Raw genomic sequence first — 15,782 nt, 5'->3', positions numbered from 1 at the left:
GAAAGGTGAAGCGGTGTGATGTCACTCGCTGCTCAACACCACACCGACCCGAACCCCCTCCAGTCCCAGCCAGGCCGCCATCCGATCCAGCTCGATCCGTAGCCGGTCAAGCGTATCGCCCGGCGCCGTCGGCTCCAGCGTGATGCGGTGTGCGAGCAATACCCCCGCCTGCCGATCTGCCTTGAGATCGACCCGCGCGACCAGCGCTTCGTCCATAAGGAAGGGCAACACGTAGTAACCGTGCTTGCGCCGTTCCTGCGAGACATAAATTTCGATGCGATAGCGGAAACCGAACAGCCGTTCGGTGCGGGCTCGCTCCCAGATCAGCGGATCGAACGGCGCCAGCAACGCCGTGCCGCGCACCCGACGTGGCACGCCCGCATCACGGTGCATCCACGCCTTCTGGCTCCAGCCCTCGACCCTGACCGGCACCAGCACGCCATCCTCCGCCAGATCGGCGATGGCATGATCCGCCTCGGCGGGCTTCAGCCGGAAATAGTCGCGCAGGTCGCTGGGAGTGGCGACGCCCAGCGACCGGGCGCTGCGTTCGATCAGGGCACGCTGCGCTTCCTCCGCCGATGGCGTGGGCAGTCCCATGACCGCCGGCGGGATGACCCGCTCGGTCAGGTCGTAGAGCCGCGCGAAACTGCCCCGCCGCGTGGCGGTCGTGATCCGCCCCGACCAGAACAGCCATTCGAGCGCGTGCTTGACGTCGCTCCATTCCCACCAGCCGCTGCGACTCGACCCGCTCTCGAAATCGGCGGCTGCCAGCGGGCCTTCGGCGGTGATGCGTTCGAGCACCGCATCCGCCTCGGCCCGGCGTTCGACCGCGAAGCGGCGCAGCGCCTGATAGCCGATCTCGCCGCGCTCCGCGCGCGCCATCCGCCAGCGCAGGAGTGGGTGTAGATCGAGCGGGAGCAACGACGCCTCGTGCGCCCAATATTCGAACATCCGACGCCGGCGTAGCGGGCCCCATGCATCGCTTTCCAGCAGGGCTTGGTCGTATCCGCCAAGCCTTGAGAACGCCGGCAGGTAATGCGCTCGCGTCAGGACGTTGACGCTATCAATCTGGAACAGGTTGAGCTGCGCGGCGACGCTGCGCAGATGGCGACCAGACGGCTGTTCGGGCCAACGTCGTCCGAAGCCCTGCGCCGCCAGCGCGATCCGGCGCGCCTCACCTTTAGAAATGTCCATGACGGGACAGAAGGCGTGGGATCGTTTCGGGTCAATACATGTCGATCCAAGCTCGAGAGCGCACGGATACACGCAGAAACTGCCGCCGAACTTTACCTCGTGGCCGCTGCCAGAAAGGCGTAAAGCCGATCGTCATCGCTCATCGCCACGTTGAAGCGCATATGATCGCGCCAGTCACCGCTGGTACTGAACACCGGCCCCGGCGCCAGCACGATACCCTCGGCGACAGCGCGACGGGCCAGGTCGACGGCATCCGCGCCATCCGGCAGACGCGCCCACAGGAAGATGCCCGCCGCCGGTTCGATCCACGGCTCGATGCCCACTGCGCGCAACCGCTTGGCGACCTTGGCTGTCGCGCGGGCCAGCCGCGTTCGGATGCCCTCGACGTGGCGGCGATAACTGCCATCGGTCAGCACGCTATGGAGCAGGCTCGCGGTAAGCGGGCTGCCCGCCATCGACGTCGCGATGCGCAGGTCGGACAGCGCCTCGATCCAGTCCGACCGCGCTGCGATATGACCGCAACGCACCGCCGCTGACAGCGACTTCGAGAAGCTGCCGATGCGGATCGTTCGGTCGAGGCCGTCGAACGCAGCCAGCCGCGGAGATGGTCCATGTTCGAAATCGGCGAAGATGTCGTCCTCGACGATGACCATATCATGCGTATCGGCGATCTTGAGCAGGCGGTGCGCGGTCGCCGCCGCGAGCGACGCCCCCGTCGGATTATGGACGCCCGAATTCGTCAGATAAAGTCGCGGGCGATGCGTCGCGGCAGCCTCGGCGAAGGCGGCGACGTCCGGCCCACTTGGCGTCATCGGCGCGCTGATCACCCTGGCGTGATGTGCGCGCAGCAGCGCCAGGAAGTTGAAATAGCACGGATCGTCGACCAGCACGGTATCGCCGGGCTGAAGCAGGAAGCGGCACACCAGATCGAGCGCGTGCGTGCCGCTGTCGGTCAACAGGATCTGCTCGGGACCGGCCTCGATCCCCTGATCCGCCATCCGCCGGGCCAGCAGCGTGCGAAGCGGAAGGCAACCGCGCGGCGAGCCATAGCCGGCCAGCGTGCCGGCATCGATCGTCCGCGCGGCGCCGCGCATCGCCTTGCGCAACGCATCTCCCGCGAGCCAGTCGTCGGGGAGCCAGCCACAGCCCGGCTTCAGGTCGTACCGATCGTCCCGCAACGACTGGCGCAGCATCCACAGCGGATCCACCTCGCGTTCGGGCACGGGCGCAAGCCGGTCGAGCGCCAGCGGGGCGAGCGGCGCGGCGACGTAGAAGCCCGACCCCGGCCGCGAACGGATCACGCCATCACCGGCCAGCCGCTCATAGGCCTCGACCACGGTCGAGCGCGCGACACCACTCGCCTCCGCCATGGCGCGGATCGACGGCAGTCGCGCACCGGGCGTGAGCGTCCGCGCCTCGATACGGTCGCGGATCGTGCGGGCCACCATCGCGGTGCGGGTTTCGTCAGGTCGGGCTGCCACCGTGTTGCATCTTTCACCAATACAGTTCGGTCATATCGTATCGATCCGTTCCTGTTCGCGCCAGCCTGCGCACGATTACGTGGTGGCATCATCAACAGGAGACATGCCCCGTGACCCGCCCCTTTAGCCTCGTCGACGTGTTCGGCACCGACCCGCTGACCGGCAATCCGCTCGCCGTGATCGCCGATGCGGAGGGGCTGTCGAGCGAGGACATGCAGCGCATGGCCAACTGGCTGGACTTCGCGGAAACGACGTTCCTGCTTCCGCCGAACGATATGGGCGCAGATTATCGGGTCCGCATCTTCACGCGCGAGCGCGAACTGCCCTTCGCCGGACACCCGACGCTGGGGAGCGCGCATGCCTGGCTCGAAGCAGGCGGGCAGCCGAAGCAGGACGGCATGGTCGTGCAGCAATGTGGCGTCGGCTTGGTGACGATCCGCCGTGACGGAGATCGGCTGTCCTTCGCCGCCCCGCCACTGTTGCGCGGCGGCACGCCGGACGAAGCGGACCTGATACGGGCTGCGGACCTGTTGCAGATCGATCGTCAAGCGATCGTCGATGCCAACTGGGCCGACAACGGGCCGAGCTGGCTGGCCGTCATGCTGGAGTCGGCCGACGCAGTGCTCGCGGTGGAGCCAGCCTGTCCGCCGGGATCGGAACGCTTGAACGTCGGCGTGGTCGGCCCGCATCGATCGGACAGCGACGTTGCATTCGAGATACGGGCGATCATCTCGCCGGGCCAGGGCAGCCTGCTGGAAGACCCCGTGACCGGCAGCCTCAACGCGTCGGTCGGCCAGTGGCTGTTCGCCAGCGGTCGGGCGAGCGATAGCTACGTCGCCGCGCAAGGCACCCGGCTCGGGCGCTCCGGACGCATCCATGTTTCGCGGGACGATAGCGGTCAGGTCTGGGTCGCGGGCGCGACGCGGACGCTGTTCAGCGGCCGGACCCACGGCTGATGCAGGTCGCGATCCTGACATTCGATGGCTTCAACGAACTCGACTCGTTCGTCGCTGCCGCCATCCTCAATCGCCTGCGCTCGCACGGCTGGGTCGCGCACATCACCGCGCCGACGGATACGGTGACATCGATGAACGGCGTCGTCATCCATCGGCAACGCGACCTCGCGTTCGTCGAAGAGGCCGATGCGGTCCTGATCGGCAGCGGCGTCCACACGCGCGAGATCGCCACGGATGCGTCGATGCTGGCGCGCTTGCGGCTCGACCCGACGCGACAATTGATCGCGGCACAGTGCTCCGGGACGCTGCTGCTGGCGAAACTCGGCCTGATCGGCGACCTGCCTGCCTGCACCGATCTGACCACCAAGCCTTGGGTGGTGGAAGCCGGCGTCACCGTAATCGATGCGCCCTTCGCTGCGCACGGCAACATCGCCACCGCCGGCGGCTGCCTCGCGGCGCCCTATCTCGCCGCCTGGATGATCGCGCGCAGCGGCTCGCCCGACCTGGTGCGCGAGGCGCTGCACTATGTCGCGCCGGTCGGAGAGAAGGTCCGGTTCGTGGACCATGCCTTGTCGGTGATTGACGCAGCGCGTTAGCTTGGGAAACTGGCCTGGAAGCTGGTCGGCATCAGCGAGACATGCGCGTCGAGCGGCGGACGCAACTCGAAGGCGCGGGGATCGCGGGCGAAGTTCCATAGCCGGACGAGGCACCATTCGCGGCGGCGTTCGTCTGCCACCGCCAGCTCGTTGCGACTGATATGGAAAGGCGTGCGCTCCCAGCCGTTGGTCGTCTTCACCTCGATAAGGCGCGGGCGGCCATCGGGTTCGAAGCTGGCGATGTCGTAGCCGGCGCCGTCTCCATCCTGCTCCGACACCCAGCGGACGCGATCGGCCAGATCGTTGCGCCCGGCGGCCGTCAGCGACGATCGCTCGTGCCGGACGATCCGCTCCTCACCCGCGCGGCCGAGCGCACGGTTGCGGGCGTCACGCTCCGCCACGTCGAAGCGCCGGGCGATATGCTGCATCTGTTCGAGCTCGTCCGGCGGCGGCGCGTTGCCGAGTGTCGGCGGCGGACCGATCCACAGGGTCGGCGCTTCCCGCACGCGCGACGGCGCCCCTTTCGCCAACGACAGTCGCGTATCGGGTGCCAGCCACGCTGGATGCGTAGCCAGCCAGCGCGCTACCGCATCGACCAGCGATCCCTGGAAGTTGAAGGCAGGCTTGTAGCCGGGGATCCAATCCTCGCCGAGCCCCTTCAGGACGGCGCTGATATTCTGATGTTTGTATTCGATCGCCCCGCGCGGGCGGCCGATCGCCGCCTGCAACCGGCGATTATGCTCGGCCTTGCTGTAGGGACGGCCCGCCTCGTCGTCTGCCAGCATCGCGAAGTAATCGGCGACGATCGCGTCATTTTGTTGATCGGTCCAGTCGCCGGATGCCATCGGCCGAAGCTAGGCGATGCGGACGAAGCTGTCACGACGCAGCGCGCGCTTCCTGCTCCTTCCGCTTCCACTCCGCGGTCCGCAGGACGACATATTCCCGAAGCAGCTGCACCCGGCGCGGGCGGAAATTGCTCCCGCCGCGCTCCAGCGCCTCGATCCGCGGCACCTCGAACGTCCGGTGCGCCTCGCGCAACAGGCACCAGCCCACCAGCATCAGCGTCTTAGGGCTGTAGGACATGCCGAGCGGCAGGATCTCGCGCTCGGTCCGCCGCCCGTTCCTGTCGCGGTAGGCGATGCGCACGCTGAACTCGTCCCAGCAGGCTTCGCGCAGGAGGTCGAGGTCGATCGTGATGGCGGCGCGCGGCTCCGGCGGGCGCCAGGATCGCATCGTGGCGTGGGCCGCCTGCTGCGCTTGCCGGTCGGGCAAGGTCGCGACGATCCGCGCGAGCGCATTGCGGCCCGCCGTCGTCAGCGTGTCATCGCCGAGATCGCCGAGGCTCGCCACCGCCAGCATCAGCGCTTCGATCTCGAGGCGAGAGAAACTCTGCGGCGGCAGCGCCGGGTCTTCGGTCAGCGTGTAGCCGTATCCCGCCGTTCCATCGATCAGCACACCGCCGGCGCGCAGCGTGGCGATGTCGCGGTAGAGCTGCCGCGTCGAGATCTCCGTTTCCGCGGCAAGGCGCGTCGCCGTGACCGGCTTGGGAAGCCGCCGCAACGCCTCGAGCAACCGCATCAGGCGATCTGATCGTGCCATTCCTACTGCCCGAAAGTGTCAGGAGCACCTCCGTAATGTGACGGCATCATTCAACGCAAGGAGCAAGCCGATGCGCACCCTCTATTACTCGCCCAATTCCCGGTCCGACACGGTCGTCGCGCTCGTTCGGATGCTTGGTGCCGACATCGAGATGCGGGAGGTGACCATCGCGCGCCAGGACGGATCGGGCGGCCGAGATCCCGTCAATCCGCACCCGGAGGGCAAGGTGCCCTATCTGACCGATGGCGACGATGCGGTGCGCGAGCGCGGCGCGATCATGCTCTACTTGACCGACGCCTATCCCGATGCCGGACTAGGGCCGCTGCCCGGCGAGGCGAAGCGCGGTGCCTATCTGTCGTGGCTGTCCTATTATCAGGGCGTCATCGAGCCGCTGCTAATCCTGAAATGGGCGAACGTCAGCCATCCCGCGATCAACGCAGGCTTGCGCGACTTCGACACGATGATCGAACGTCTGGCCGAGCCGCTCCGCCAAGGGCCGTGGCTGCTCGGCGAGCGCTTTTCTGCCGCCGACATGTTGTGCAGTTCGCCATTCTTCTGGTTCACCGACATGATGCCCGCCGACCCGGCGATCCGCGACTGGGTCGCGCGGTGCGCCGAACGGATGGGCGACGGGAAGTAGGATCACGTCGCCCCACAGTCATGTGACGGTGCTTGGCAAGATTTACGACCTGGACTCGCCGTCGATCGGCGGTTGAAAGATGCCGCCTATCGGTCATCAGGCGCTTGCCATTTTGAGCACCTTTTTGTACCCATCGCTGTGCAACTCGCAGACAGACGAGTTGTTCGTTGACATGGAATCAACGACTTAGCGGGTCGGGAAAAATTTGGAGGAATCCTGTCTCCCCGACCAGAATGGCTGTTTTCCGCCATTCCTGCGCTGAGAAAAGCGTCGCCAGCCATCTGAAACCGGAACAGACCGGAGACAGGTGGAAATCATGGGAAATCGAAACCACGGAATAGTCCCGGAGCGGGTTGGCAATGGCCTTCCCGAGTCGTCCAATGACGACGCACTGCCGGTTGGTGCCATGCGCCGAGCCGATTTCGATAATCTTGGCTATGAGGTGGTCTACTTCGCTGGAGCCGAGCACGGCCCGATAAAAATCGGTCGCTCCATCTCGCCCGTCCGCCGTATCCGCGAATTGCAGGTAGGCCATCCCGGATTGCAGCACGTCTGGGCCATCGTGCCGGGCAACAACCTCACTGAGGCCATTTACCACCATCCCTTCAGCAGCGAGCGCAGCCGGGGAAGACGGTGGGCTTGGGCGACGGTGTCGGCGAGGATCGCGCTGTCCAGGCCACACGTTTCGACCGGGCCGGACACGACCGCTTGCCGTGGCGTCGGCGCGGCATCGCACCGCCGACCTGTTACTGGTCCCGTCGATCGAGCCGTCGCGCGGGAATCTCCGGACGGTCGACCGGGGCATGCGCGAAGCGCGGTGCGATGCGCTCGTCGTCAAGGCGTCGAGCGAGGGCCGCCGCACGCTCTACATCGCGTATGGTCAGTGGCGCCGGAAGGAGAATGTCTGGTGCCACGGCCGACGCCTGTGACTGTCGCCGCACGGCAAGGCGTGGCTGGTGCCGGACCCGCACGACAGCGAAGAGGGATCGACCGGCTTCGAGCGTTATCGCTTTGCGTCATCCTTCGACATTGAACGCCGAAACCGCCATCTCGACAAAGGCGCGCAGGCCCGCCGTCATGCGACGATCGGGCAGGCGGACGAGCGTCAGCGGCCGAGGGTCGGGCGCGTAATCCGCCAGGACCGGGATCAGGCGCCCCGACGCCAAATCACCCTCCAGCGTCACGCGGGATTGCAGGATGATGCCATAGCCCGCCACCGCCGCCTGCCGCAGGGCGGCCGCATGGTTGATGCGCAGGCGGGGCGGGGGCAGCGGTACGACATGCTCACCATCCGGACCGACCAGCGTCCATCGATCCTCCGCACCAAATTGTGCGAAACCGATCAATCGATGCTCGTGCAAGTCGGCGGGCGTCTCCGGATGACCGTGCCGCTCCAGATAGCCCGGCGCGGCGGCGAGCATCCGGCGATACGGGGCAAGCGGATGGGCGACCAGCCAGTCGTCCTCCAGCGCGCCGATCCGAAAGGCCAGGTCGAAGCCTTCCTCGATCAGATCGACCTTGCGGTCACCCAGCACCAGTTCCGCCTGCATGTCCGGAAAGCGGTCGAGATAGGTGGCCAGCAAGGGCGCGACCCGTTCGGTGCCGAAGGCGAGCGGCGCGGCGATGCGAAGCCGACCGACCGGCGTCTGCGCCACCTCGGCGGCCACCGCCTCGGCGATGGCGACATCCGCCAGCACGCGACGGCAGGATTCGGTGAAGCGTCGACCGGCCTCGGTTGGCGACAACCGCCGGGTCGTGCGGTGCAGCAGGCGGGTGTCGAGCCGCGCTTCCAATGCATTGACGTGCTTGGCCACCATCGTCGCCGAGATGTCGTGCGCCTTGGCCGCGGCGGTGAAGCTGCCGAGATCGACGACCGATATGAAGATCGCCATGCTGGTCAATCGGTCCATTGCAAACCCCTGGTTCGAAGATGTCGCATCCTATGCGGCTGTTTCCGCCAGGGTCCAGCAGGCATCCTCCGGTCATTGGCAACCGGAACAAGGATGGTCGGCGATGGGCGTGTCGAGGATGGGGCGGTGAAGGCGTTATTCTTCGATCGGTTCGGGGGACCCGAGGTCCTGCGCTATGGCGCTCTTCCGGATCAGGCGCTGGACGCCGGTTCGGTCTTGGTCGAGACCAGCGCGGTCGGCCTGAACTTTGCCGACATCTATCGTCGCCAGGGCGTCTATGTGCTCGACGGCGAGGCGCCATGGATCGGCGGCTATGAGGGGGCGGGACGCATCCTCGCGGTCGGAACCGGCGTCGATCGCTGGCGGGTCGGGCAGCGGGTCGGCTTTCTCGACGTGCCGCGCGCCCATGCCGAACGGGTCTGCGCGCCCGCCGATCGTCTGGTCGCGCTGCCGGACGATGTCGACGACCGCACGGCCGCCGCGCTGTTGCTGCAAGGCGTGACGGCGCAATATCTGGTCGAGGATAGCGGCAGGCTGTCGGCGGGCGACCGGGTGCTGGTCCAGGCCGCGTCGGGCGGCGTGGGGCGGCTGTTGACCCAGATGGCGATGGCGCTGGGCGCCGAGGTCCATGCGCTGGCCTCGACCCCGGCCAAGCGCGAACAGGCGCGGTCGAATGGTGCGAGCGCGGTCTATGGCTATGACGATTGGGTGGCGAACGTGCGGCGGGCGACCGGAGACGGCGTCGATCTGGTCTATGACTCGATCGGCACCACCCTTTACGACAGCCTCTCCGCCCTGCGTCCCGGGGGCCGCGTGGTGATCTTCGGCAAAGCGGGCGGCCCACCGCCCGCGATCGATCCGCTGTCGCTGATGGAGGAGTCCAAGGGCGTCGTCGGCGGCGATCTTTGGACCTATCTGAACCGTACGGAAAGCCGACAGAGCCGCGCCGACCGGCTGTTCGCGGCCTTGCGCGTCGGCACGATTACCGCGCCCGTCATCACTGCCTTCCCGCTGAGCGAGGGAGCCGCCGCCCATCGCCTGCTGGAAGATCGCAATTTCGCGGGCAAGATCGTCCTGATCCCCGACGGTCCACGGTAACGGCGATCGCTGGTGGGGGCCTGCCATGCTCAGCTATGATGCACGGCATACCCTATGATAATGAGATCGCGGCGCGCCAGGCATAAGCATCTGGTTTTCCAGTTTCCGCTTATACTGCCCGGACAGGCCGTATCCCGCTCAAGTGATCCGCTGCCTCTGAGAGGGCGGGCCGGCGCGGCGGGACGGTCGCAAATCCGTCCCGCCGAACCGGCGACCGTCAGGCGCGATAGCCGCCCTGGCGCTCCAGCATCCAACCGGGATATTCCGCCGGCAGCTTGGTCACCGCATCGAGCGCGGCGAGGTCGTCCGCGTCGAGCGACACCTCGGTCGCGGCGATATTGTCGGTAAGCTGGTCGACCCGCTTGGCCCCGACGATCACGCTCGTCACCACCGGCTGGTGGAGCAGCCAGGCAAGCGCGACCTGCGCGACGGTGCAGCCCTTCGCATCCGCGATCCGGCGCATCTCGGGGATCACCACCGAGCCGCGCGCCCGATCGACCGGCGGGAAGTCGAAGCTGGCGCGCCGACCATCCGCCGCCTGGCCCTCGCCGTCGTACTTGCCCGACAGATAGCCGCCCGCCAGCGGGCTCCACACCATCAACCCGATCTTCTCGGACCGCAGCATCGGTACGATCTCGCGCTCCAGGTCGCGGCCGACCAGCGTGTAATAGGCCTGAAGCGACAGGATTGGCGCCAGCCGCCGTGCCTCGGCGATACCGACCGCCTTCACCACCTGCCACGCGGCCCAGTTGGACAGGCCGAGATAGCGGACATGACCGTGACGGACGAGCGTGTCGAGCGCCTCCAGCGTCTCCTCGATCGGCGTCGCGGGATCAAAGCCGTGGATCTGGTATAGATCGATATGGTCGAGGCCGAGCCGCTGGAGGCTCTGCTTGCACTGGCTGAGGATATGGCCGCGCGACGCGCCGCGCGCATTGGGACCGTCGCCGACCGGCCCCAGCACCTTGGTCGCGATCACGACATCGTCGCGTGCGACGCCGAGGTTCTTGAGCGACTGGCCGAGAATGCGCTCGCTCTCGCCGCCCGCATAGACATTGGCGGTGTCGATGAAGTTGATGCCGGCATCGAGCGCGGTTCGAACCAGCGCGTCGGCCTCATCCTGGCGAAGCTGGCCGATCTGGCCCCAAATGCCCTCGCTGCCGCCGAAGGTCATGGTGCCGAGGCAAAGTTCGGACACGAAGAGGCCGCTATGGCCAATTTGGCGCATACGCATGTGATGGTTCTCCTGTGGGAATGAATGAGCCGGAGATACGCCGCGAGCGTGCGACCGGCGACGCCGATCCGATCAATGTCCTGCCCGATCCTATCAAAGTAAAACGTGCGCCGGTGCATTCGACGCGTGGGCGCATTGGCCGTAGCGGGTGTGGATGCGTCACCAGTCCGCGATCTTGGCCGGGACAGGCTCTTGAGGCGACCGAACATGTTCTGGGAGCGGCCGGCCTTGCCTCGAACATGAGGGCTGCGCCCTTGTAGTCGCTCATTTGCCCTTCGGTAAGGAGCATGACGCGCGGGCGGCCATGATCATCGCAGACGGCGTGCCGCTTGGAGTTCAGACCGCCCTTGGTAGCCCGATGCATCGGGGAACGAGAGCATCGCTCGAGCCCCTTTTTGAGCAGGCTGGCCGCTGTCCGATGCGCCTTCAGGTGGGTGGTGTCGATCATCAGTTGGTCTGGTGGCTCGCGCTCGGCCGCCAGACACGCAAAGATGAAGCAATCCGACGTCTCTTGCGCAAGTCGATTAACAGGTCCTGTACTTAGCGTCCCGCGCTGAACGAGGTGTTAGCGGACTTCGATGGTGACATGGCCGAGCGCGCTCATCCCGTCCAGCCGCTGGTGGATGCTGGCGCTGCTGGGCGTGAAGTCGAGTCCCTCGACCGCCAGCACCACCGCATGGGCGGTCGGCCCGATCCGCCAGATGTGGAAGTCGTGGATACGCAGGTCTCCTGGCCCCTCGACCCGGTTGCGGACCTCGCTCGCCAGCACGGGGTCGGCGGCGTCGAGGAGAACGGCGGACGCCTGCCGCATCAACCCGACCGACCAGTTGGCGATGACGACCGCGCCCAGCAGGCCCACCGCCGGGTCCAGCCATAGCCAGCCCAGATACCGTCCCGCGACGAGCGCCAATATCGCCATGACCGAAGTCAGCGCGTCGGCGAGCACATGGATATAGGCTGCACGCATATTGGTGTCGCCGCCATGCCGGTCATGCGCATGGTCGTGCCCGTGATGATGATGACCGTGCGAGTGGCCATGATCGTGGCCATGTCCGTGCCCGCCGCCCAGCATCCAGGCGCTGATCAGGTTGATGAGGAGGCCCAGCACCGCGACGAAGATCGCATCGCCGAACGCGACGGGGTGCGGATCGCTCAACCGCATGATCGATTCATAGGCGATGCCCAGCGACACCAGCCCCAGCACCATCGCCGATCCGAACCCCGCCAACTCGCCGACCTTGCCGGTGCCCCAGCTATAGCGGGGATTGGCGACATGCCGCTTGGCATAGGAATAGGCGAGGGCCGCGATCCCCAGCGCGCCGACATGGGTCGCCATGTGAAAGCCGTCGGCCAGCAGCGCCATCGATCCGGTCCAATAGCCCGCGACGATCTCCCCCACCATCATCCCCGCCGACAGCCAGACGACCAGCCGGGTGCGGCGCGCATTTTCGTCATGGGCATGGCCCAGATAATCATGGCTGTGGGTGGTCACGACATCGTCCTTTGCGATACGGTACGGGCTCATCGGGCTCAGCGGAAATGGCGGCGAAGCAGCTTGGCGAGTTCGGCAGCGGCGGCGTTGCGCTCCGCATCGCTCTGCCCCGGCGCGGCGACATGGGCATGGAGATGATCCTCGACCAGTTCGTCCATCAGGCCCGCCACCGCCCCGCGAACCGCCGCGACCAAGTGAAGCGTCTCGGCGCAATCGGCCTCCGCGACGACCGATCGCTCGATCGCGGCGACCTGTCCCGCGATGCGCCGGACGCGCGCGACGATCTTTTCCTTGCTGGTGGTGACATGCGCCATAACGCATAGGGGTATAGGGTATATTGCCGAGGCCATCAAGTCGCGGGTTGCGCGCGCCGGTCGGCTTCGGCCACATGACGCAAAGACGGGATCGAATGGGGATGGATAAGATGCGACGGACGCAGGGCTGGATAGCGGCGATAGCGGCGATGACGATGGCGGCGCCCGCCGCAGCCGAATCGATCCTGTTCGTCGGCAACAGCTTCACCTTCGGCGCGAATTCGCCGGTCATGCGCTATCGCCCCGATCTGGTCCGCGACCTGAACCGCGAGGGGATCGGCGGCGTGCCTGCGCTGTTCAAGACCTTCGCCGAGCAGGCGGGACAGGACTGGACCGTCAGTCTGGAGACGGCGGGCGGGCGCGACCTCGCTTTTCATTACGAGCACAAGCGGCGTGAGATCGATGCGCGTTGGGATGTGGTGATCCTTCAGGGCTATAGCACGCTCGACGCGCAACGCCCCGGCGATCCGACCCGCCATGCCGAGGCGGCGGGGTCGATCGCGGCGATGATGCGGCGGGCCAACCCCAGGGTCCGCGTCGAGCTGATCTCGACCTGGAGCCGTGCCGACCTGACCTATCGCGTGCCCAGCCCGTGGCGGGGCCGGGCAGTCACCGCGATGGCCGAGGATCTGGCGGTCGCCAATGCCGGGGTGTTGCGACGCTTTCCCGAGATTTCCGGCACCATTCCGGTCGGGCAGGCGTGGAACCGCGCCTGGGCGGAGCGGGTCGCCGATCCCAACCCCTATGACGGCATCGCCTTCGGTCAGGTCGATCTGTGGACCTGGGACCAGTATCACGCCAGCGCGGCGGGTTATTACCTGGAGGCGCTGGTGATCTTCGGAAAGGTCACCGGCTTCGACGTCCGGCGGCTGGGCGAGCAGGAGCGGGCGGCGCGCGACCTGGGGCTCGAACCCCGGCTGGTCGCGCGGCTACAGGCGATCGCCCATGCCGAAGTGACGGCCGTCACGCCGTGAAGATCGCCCCGTCGCGAACCATGACCGGCCATGGCGTCAGCCGCTGTCCCATACATGGCCCGCCCAGGCAGGCGCCGTCCTCGACCGCGAAGAGCGCGCCGTGCCAGGAACAGGCGATCCGCCGTCCGTCCGGGGTCAGATAGGCGTCCAGTTGCTGCGCCAGTGGCAGGCCCATATGCGGACAGCGGTCGACATAGCCGTGCACCGCATTCCCTTGTCGCACGATGAAGCCATGGAACCGGCCCGCGCGCATCTGAAGCACGAAGTTGCGAGCGGCCCCGTCGGCGATCGTGGCGAGCGGGCCGAGCGCGATCCCCGGTGGCGTCGCGGACAGGCGTTCGTCGCTCATGCCGCGTCGCCCTGCACTTCGGGTGCGGCCTCGGGCACGCGCTGTCGCAACCGTGCGGCGGCGGCGGTCAACCGGGGAAAGGGGATCAGGTCCACCCCGAACCGTTCGGCATTATAAACCTGGGGCAAGAGATGGCAGTCGGCGAGCGTCGGCGTGTCGCCATAGGCATAGCCCGCGCCATGCCGAGCGATCAGCAGTTCCAGCGCCTGAAAGCCTTCGCCGACCCAATGCGCGATCCAGCGGCGCACGGCCTCCTCATCCGCACCCATTTCCTGCCGCAGCATGGTCAGGACGCGCAGATTGTTGATCGGATGGATGTCGCAGGCGATGATCGCCGCCATCGCCCGGACCACGGCCCGCCCCGCGCTGTCGCTGGGCAGCAGGGGCGGGTCGGGATAGCGTTCCTCCAGCCATTCGAGGATCGCCGGGCTTTGAATCAGCGCGCCGTCCGGGCCTTTGAGCACCGGCACCAGCCCCTGCGGCTGAAGCGCGCGATAGGCTTCCTCCAATTGGGCCCCGATGCGCAGGTCATGCGCTATGCCGGTATAGGACAGACCCTTCAACGCCAGCGCCAGGCGAACGCGATACGCCGCGCTCGACCGCCAGTAACCGTGCAGCGTCAGGCTCATGGCAGCCGGGCCTTGGGAAAATCCTTCCACACCGCGTCATAATCGAGCTGCGCATGGGTCAGCGCATGGTCGGTGGGGCGATAGGGCCAGCAGCTTTCGACCATGAAGGCCATGGTCCCCTCGATCCGGTGCGGCTTCAGATCGGCGGCGCTCGCTCCCTGCCAACTCGCCAGGTCGGGGCCATGGCCCGCCATCAGATTGTGCAGCGACAGGCCGCCGGGGCGGAAGCCCTCCGCCTTGGCATCATAGGCCCCGGTGATGAGGCCCATCGCCTCCGACATGACGTTGCGGTGGAACCAGGGCGGGCGGAACGTGTCCTCCGCCACCATCCAGCGCGGCGGGAACAGGACCAGGTCGGCATTGGCGCGACCGGGCACGTCGCTGGGCGAGGTCAGCAGGGTGAAGATCGACGGATCGGGATGGTCGAAACTGACCGTGTTGATCGTGTTGAAACGCGACAGGTCGTAGCGCCAGGGGGCGAGATTGCCGTGCCACGCCACCACGTCGAGCGGGCTGTGGTCCAGCGTCATCGTCCAGAGCGAGCCGAGGAATTTCTGAACGACCGGCGTGGGTTCGTCGCGATCCTCGAACCAGGCGACCGGCGTCTCGAAATCGCGTGAATTGCCCAGGCCGTTCGCGCCGATCGGCCCAAGGTCGGGCAGGCGGAACAGGCTGCCGTGATTCTCGGCGACATAACCCGCCGCTTCGCCATCGGGCAGTTTGATACGGAACCGCACGCCGCGCGGCACCAGCGCGATCTGGCCGGGTGCGATGTCGATCCGGCCGAGCTCGGTCAGGATCGTCAGCCGCCCCGCCTGCGGCAGGAAGACCAACTCGCCGTCCGCATCGACGAACACCCTCTTCATGTCGCGGTTGCAGGCATAGACATGGACCGCGACGCCCTCCAGATCGGCGGGGTCGCGGTTGGCGAGCATCGTCGTCATCCCGTCGACCCAGTCCGTCCCCGCCCGCGGCATCGGCACCGGGTCCCAGCGCAGCCGGTTGGGGGGCAGGGGGATGTCGCTGGTGCCGGGGGCGAAGCGCGGCGCGCCGTCGTAGCGCTCATAGGGCGGATGCTCGGCGGTCGGGCGCAGGCGGTAGAGCCAGGAACGGCGGTTCTCGTGGCGCGGCGCGGTGAAGGCTGTGCCGGAGAGTTGTTCGGCATAAAGGCCGAAGGCGGGGCGCTGCGGCGAATTGCGGCCGATGGGGAGCGCGCCGGGGACCGCCTCGGTCGCGACATGGTTGCCGAAGCCGGGGATGTAGGATGTTGTCATCTCTTTCCTCTCCACAACATGCCAGCGCGTCAGACGTGGTCA

18 protein-coding genes are annotated in these 15,782 nt (G+C 67.0%); 6 read left to right on the top strand and 12 right to left on the bottom strand.

Annotated features, from left to right (window positions below; all coding sequences use genetic code 11):
* Positions 1-21: 21 nt before the first annotated feature.
* Both SM191_RS00210 and SM191_RS00205 read right to left on the bottom strand, forming a co-directional pair.
* Positions 22-1,194: a winged helix-turn-helix domain-containing protein gene (locus SM191_RS00210; protein WP_341504415.1), complete on the bottom strand. Its 1,173-nt coding sequence runs from the start codon at positions 1,192-1,194 to the stop codon at positions 22-24.
* Positions 1,195-1,286: 92 nt separating this feature from the next.
* The gene (locus tag SM191_RS00205; RefSeq protein ID WP_341504414.1) at positions 1,287-2,675 is read right to left on the bottom strand and encodes an aminotransferase-like domain-containing protein; all 1,389 of its coding nucleotides are present in this window, start codon (positions 2,673-2,675) and stop codon (positions 1,287-1,289) included.
* A 110-nt stretch (positions 2,676-2,785) separates the two neighbouring features.
* On the opposite strand from SM191_RS00205, the gene SM191_RS00200 reads away from it, so the two are divergent.
* Together SM191_RS00200 and SM191_RS00195 are read left to right on the top strand one after the other, a co-directional pair.
* Complete coding sequence (locus SM191_RS00200) at positions 2,786-3,631, top strand: PhzF family phenazine biosynthesis protein (RefSeq protein WP_341504413.1); 846 nt, start codon at positions 2,786-2,788, stop codon at positions 3,629-3,631.
* Complete coding sequence (locus tag SM191_RS00195) at positions 3,631-4,227, top strand: DJ-1/PfpI family protein (protein ID WP_341504412.1); 597 nt, start codon at positions 3,631-3,633, stop codon at positions 4,225-4,227. Before SM191_RS00200 ends, SM191_RS00195 begins: the two co-directional genes overlap by 1 nt.
* Here SM191_RS00195 and SM191_RS00190 read toward each other — a convergent pair.
* The gene (locus SM191_RS00190; RefSeq protein WP_341504411.1) at positions 4,224-5,072 is read right to left on the bottom strand and encodes a DUF3883 domain-containing protein; all 849 of its coding nucleotides are present in this window, start codon (positions 5,070-5,072) and stop codon (positions 4,224-4,226) included. The genes SM191_RS00195 and SM191_RS00190 overlap by 4 nt on opposite strands.
* A 31-nt stretch (positions 5,073-5,103) precedes the next feature.
* Positions 5,104-5,805, bottom strand: a complete 702-nt coding sequence (locus SM191_RS00185) for a helix-turn-helix transcriptional regulator (protein ID WP_341504410.1) — start codon at positions 5,803-5,805, stop codon at positions 5,104-5,106.
* A gap of 91 nt (positions 5,806-5,896) precedes the next feature.
* On the opposite strand from SM191_RS00185, the gene SM191_RS00180 reads away from it, so the two are divergent.
* Positions 5,897-6,466: a glutathione S-transferase family protein gene (locus SM191_RS00180; RefSeq protein ID WP_341504409.1), complete on the top strand. Its 570-nt coding sequence runs from the start codon at positions 5,897-5,899 to the stop codon at positions 6,464-6,466.
* Positions 6,467-6,644: 178 nt separating this feature from the next.
* Here the strand turns inward: SM191_RS00180 and SM191_RS00175 are convergent, their stop codons facing one another.
* On the bottom strand, positions 6,645-7,064 hold the full coding sequence (locus SM191_RS00175) for a hypothetical protein (protein WP_341504408.1): 420 nt from the start codon (positions 7,062-7,064) through the stop codon (positions 6,645-6,647).
* A 115-nt stretch (positions 7,065-7,179) separates the two neighbouring features.
* On the opposite strand from SM191_RS00175, the gene SM191_RS00170 reads away from it, so the two are divergent.
* The gene (locus SM191_RS00170) at positions 7,180-7,395 is read left to right on the top strand and encodes a hypothetical protein (protein WP_341504407.1); all 216 of its coding nucleotides are present in this window, start codon (positions 7,180-7,182) and stop codon (positions 7,393-7,395) included.
* Between the two features lie 87 nt (positions 7,396-7,482).
* Here the strand turns inward: SM191_RS00170 and SM191_RS00165 are convergent, their stop codons facing one another.
* Positions 7,483-8,376, bottom strand: a complete 894-nt coding sequence (locus SM191_RS00165) for a LysR family transcriptional regulator (protein ID WP_341504406.1) — start codon at positions 8,374-8,376, stop codon at positions 7,483-7,485.
* 93 nt (positions 8,377-8,469) lie between these two features.
* Between SM191_RS00165 and SM191_RS00160 the strand changes: the two genes are divergently transcribed.
* The gene (locus tag SM191_RS00160) at positions 8,470-9,474 is read left to right on the top strand and encodes a quinone oxidoreductase family protein (protein ID WP_341504405.1); all 1,005 of its coding nucleotides are present in this window, start codon (positions 8,470-8,472) and stop codon (positions 9,472-9,474) included.
* A gap of 217 nt (positions 9,475-9,691) precedes the next feature.
* Here SM191_RS00160 and SM191_RS00155 read toward each other — a convergent pair whose 3' ends face one another.
* The 3 genes from SM191_RS00155 to SM191_RS00145 all read right to left on the bottom strand — a co-directional run bounded on the left by SM191_RS00155 (position 9,692) and on the right by SM191_RS00145 (position 12,514).
* Positions 9,692-10,708, bottom strand: a complete 1,017-nt coding sequence (locus SM191_RS00155) for an aldo/keto reductase (protein ID WP_341504404.1) — start codon at positions 10,706-10,708, stop codon at positions 9,692-9,694.
* Positions 10,709-11,273: 565 nt separating this feature from the next.
* Positions 11,274-12,233: a CDF family Co(II)/Ni(II) efflux transporter DmeF gene (gene dmeF / locus SM191_RS00150; RefSeq protein ID WP_341504403.1), complete on the bottom strand. Its 960-nt coding sequence runs from the start codon at positions 12,231-12,233 to the stop codon at positions 11,274-11,276.
* A gap of 5 nt (positions 12,234-12,238) precedes the next feature.
* Entirely contained in the window at positions 12,239-12,514 is a 276-nt protein-coding gene (locus SM191_RS00145) for a metal/formaldehyde-sensitive transcriptional repressor (RefSeq protein WP_307000814.1), read from the bottom strand.
* Positions 12,515-12,615: 101 nt separating this feature from the next.
* Between SM191_RS00145 and SM191_RS00140 the strand changes: the two genes are divergently transcribed.
* Positions 12,616-13,488 (top strand): PEP-CTERM sorting domain-containing protein, encoded by an 873-nt coding sequence (locus SM191_RS00140; RefSeq protein ID WP_341504402.1) that lies wholly within the window; start codon positions 12,616-12,618, stop codon positions 13,486-13,488.
* On the opposite strand, the gene SM191_RS00135 is transcribed toward SM191_RS00140, so the two are convergent.
* Genes SM191_RS00135 through hmgA form a run of 3 tightly spaced genes read right to left on the bottom strand, consistent with a single transcriptional unit; the run spans position 13,478 to position 15,740 of the window.
* The gene (locus SM191_RS00135) at positions 13,478-13,837 is read right to left on the bottom strand and encodes a Rieske (2Fe-2S) protein (RefSeq protein WP_341504401.1); all 360 of its coding nucleotides are present in this window, start codon (positions 13,835-13,837) and stop codon (positions 13,478-13,480) included. The genes SM191_RS00140 and SM191_RS00135 overlap by 11 nt on opposite strands.
* On the bottom strand, positions 13,834-14,466 hold the full coding sequence (gene maiA / locus SM191_RS00130) for a maleylacetoacetate isomerase (RefSeq protein ID WP_341504400.1): 633 nt from the start codon (positions 14,464-14,466) through the stop codon (positions 13,834-13,836). The genes SM191_RS00135 and maiA overlap by 4 nt, the downstream gene beginning before the upstream one ends.
* The gene (gene hmgA, locus SM191_RS00125; RefSeq protein WP_341504399.1) at positions 14,463-15,740 is read right to left on the bottom strand and encodes a homogentisate 1,2-dioxygenase; all 1,278 of its coding nucleotides are present in this window, start codon (positions 15,738-15,740) and stop codon (positions 14,463-14,465) included. Before hmgA ends, maiA begins: the two co-directional genes overlap by 4 nt.
* Between the last annotated feature and the right edge of the window lie 42 nt (positions 15,741-15,782).

Origin of the sequence: Sphingomonas sp. 2378 (genome assembly GCF_038084995.1) — a bacterium.
In the GTDB taxonomy this organism is placed as follows: Bacteria; Pseudomonadota; Alphaproteobacteria; order Sphingomonadales; family Sphingomonadaceae; genus Sphingomonas.
Note: the sequence above shows the minus strand (reverse complement) of the source record. Positions and strands in the feature narration are given on the sequence as shown.

Excerpts from the sequence above, each read along its gene's own strand:
- SM191_RS00210 (WP_341504415.1), bottom strand. The coding sequence starts at position 1,194 with ATGGACATTTCTAAAGGTGAGGCGCGCCGGATCGCGCTGGCGGCGCAG.
- SM191_RS00195 (WP_341504412.1), top strand. The coding sequence starts at position 3,631 with ATGCAGGTCGCGATCCTGACATTCGATGGCTTCAACGAACTCGACTCG.
- SM191_RS00190 (WP_341504411.1), bottom strand. The coding sequence starts at position 5,072 with ATGGCATCCGGCGACTGGACCGATCAACAAAATGACGCGATCGTCGCC.
- SM191_RS00185 (WP_341504410.1), bottom strand. The coding sequence starts at position 5,805 with ATGCGGTTGCTCGAGGCGTTGCGGCGGCTTCCCAAGCCGGTCACGGCG.
- SM191_RS00180 (WP_341504409.1), top strand. The coding sequence starts at position 5,897 with ATGCGCACCCTCTATTACTCGCCCAATTCCCGGTCCGACACGGTCGTC.
- SM191_RS00165 (WP_341504406.1), bottom strand. The coding sequence starts at position 8,376 with ATGGACCGATTGACCAGCATGGCGATCTTCATATCGGTCGTCGATCTC.
- SM191_RS00160 (WP_341504405.1), top strand. The coding sequence starts at position 8,470 with ATGGTCGGCGATGGGCGTGTCGAGGATGGGGCGGTGAAGGCGTTATTC.
- SM191_RS00155 (WP_341504404.1), bottom strand. The coding sequence starts at position 10,708 with ATGCGTATGCGCCAAATTGGCCATAGCGGCCTCTTCGTGTCCGAACTT.
- dmeF (WP_341504403.1), bottom strand. The coding sequence starts at position 12,233 with ATGAGCCCGTACCGTATCGCAAAGGACGATGTCGTGACCACCCACAGC.
- SM191_RS00145 (WP_307000814.1), bottom strand. The coding sequence starts at position 12,514 with ATGGCGCATGTCACCACCAGCAAGGAAAAGATCGTCGCGCGCGTCCGG.
- SM191_RS00140 (WP_341504402.1), top strand. The coding sequence starts at position 12,616 with ATGGATAAGATGCGACGGACGCAGGGCTGGATAGCGGCGATAGCGGCG.
- SM191_RS00135 (WP_341504401.1), bottom strand. The coding sequence starts at position 13,837 with ATGAGCGACGAACGCCTGTCCGCGACGCCACCGGGGATCGCGCTCGGC.
- maiA (WP_341504400.1), bottom strand. The coding sequence starts at position 14,466 with ATGAGCCTGACGCTGCACGGTTACTGGCGGTCGAGCGCGGCGTATCGC.
- hmgA (WP_341504399.1), bottom strand. The coding sequence starts at position 15,740 with ATGACAACATCCTACATCCCCGGCTTCGGCAACCATGTCGCGACCGAG.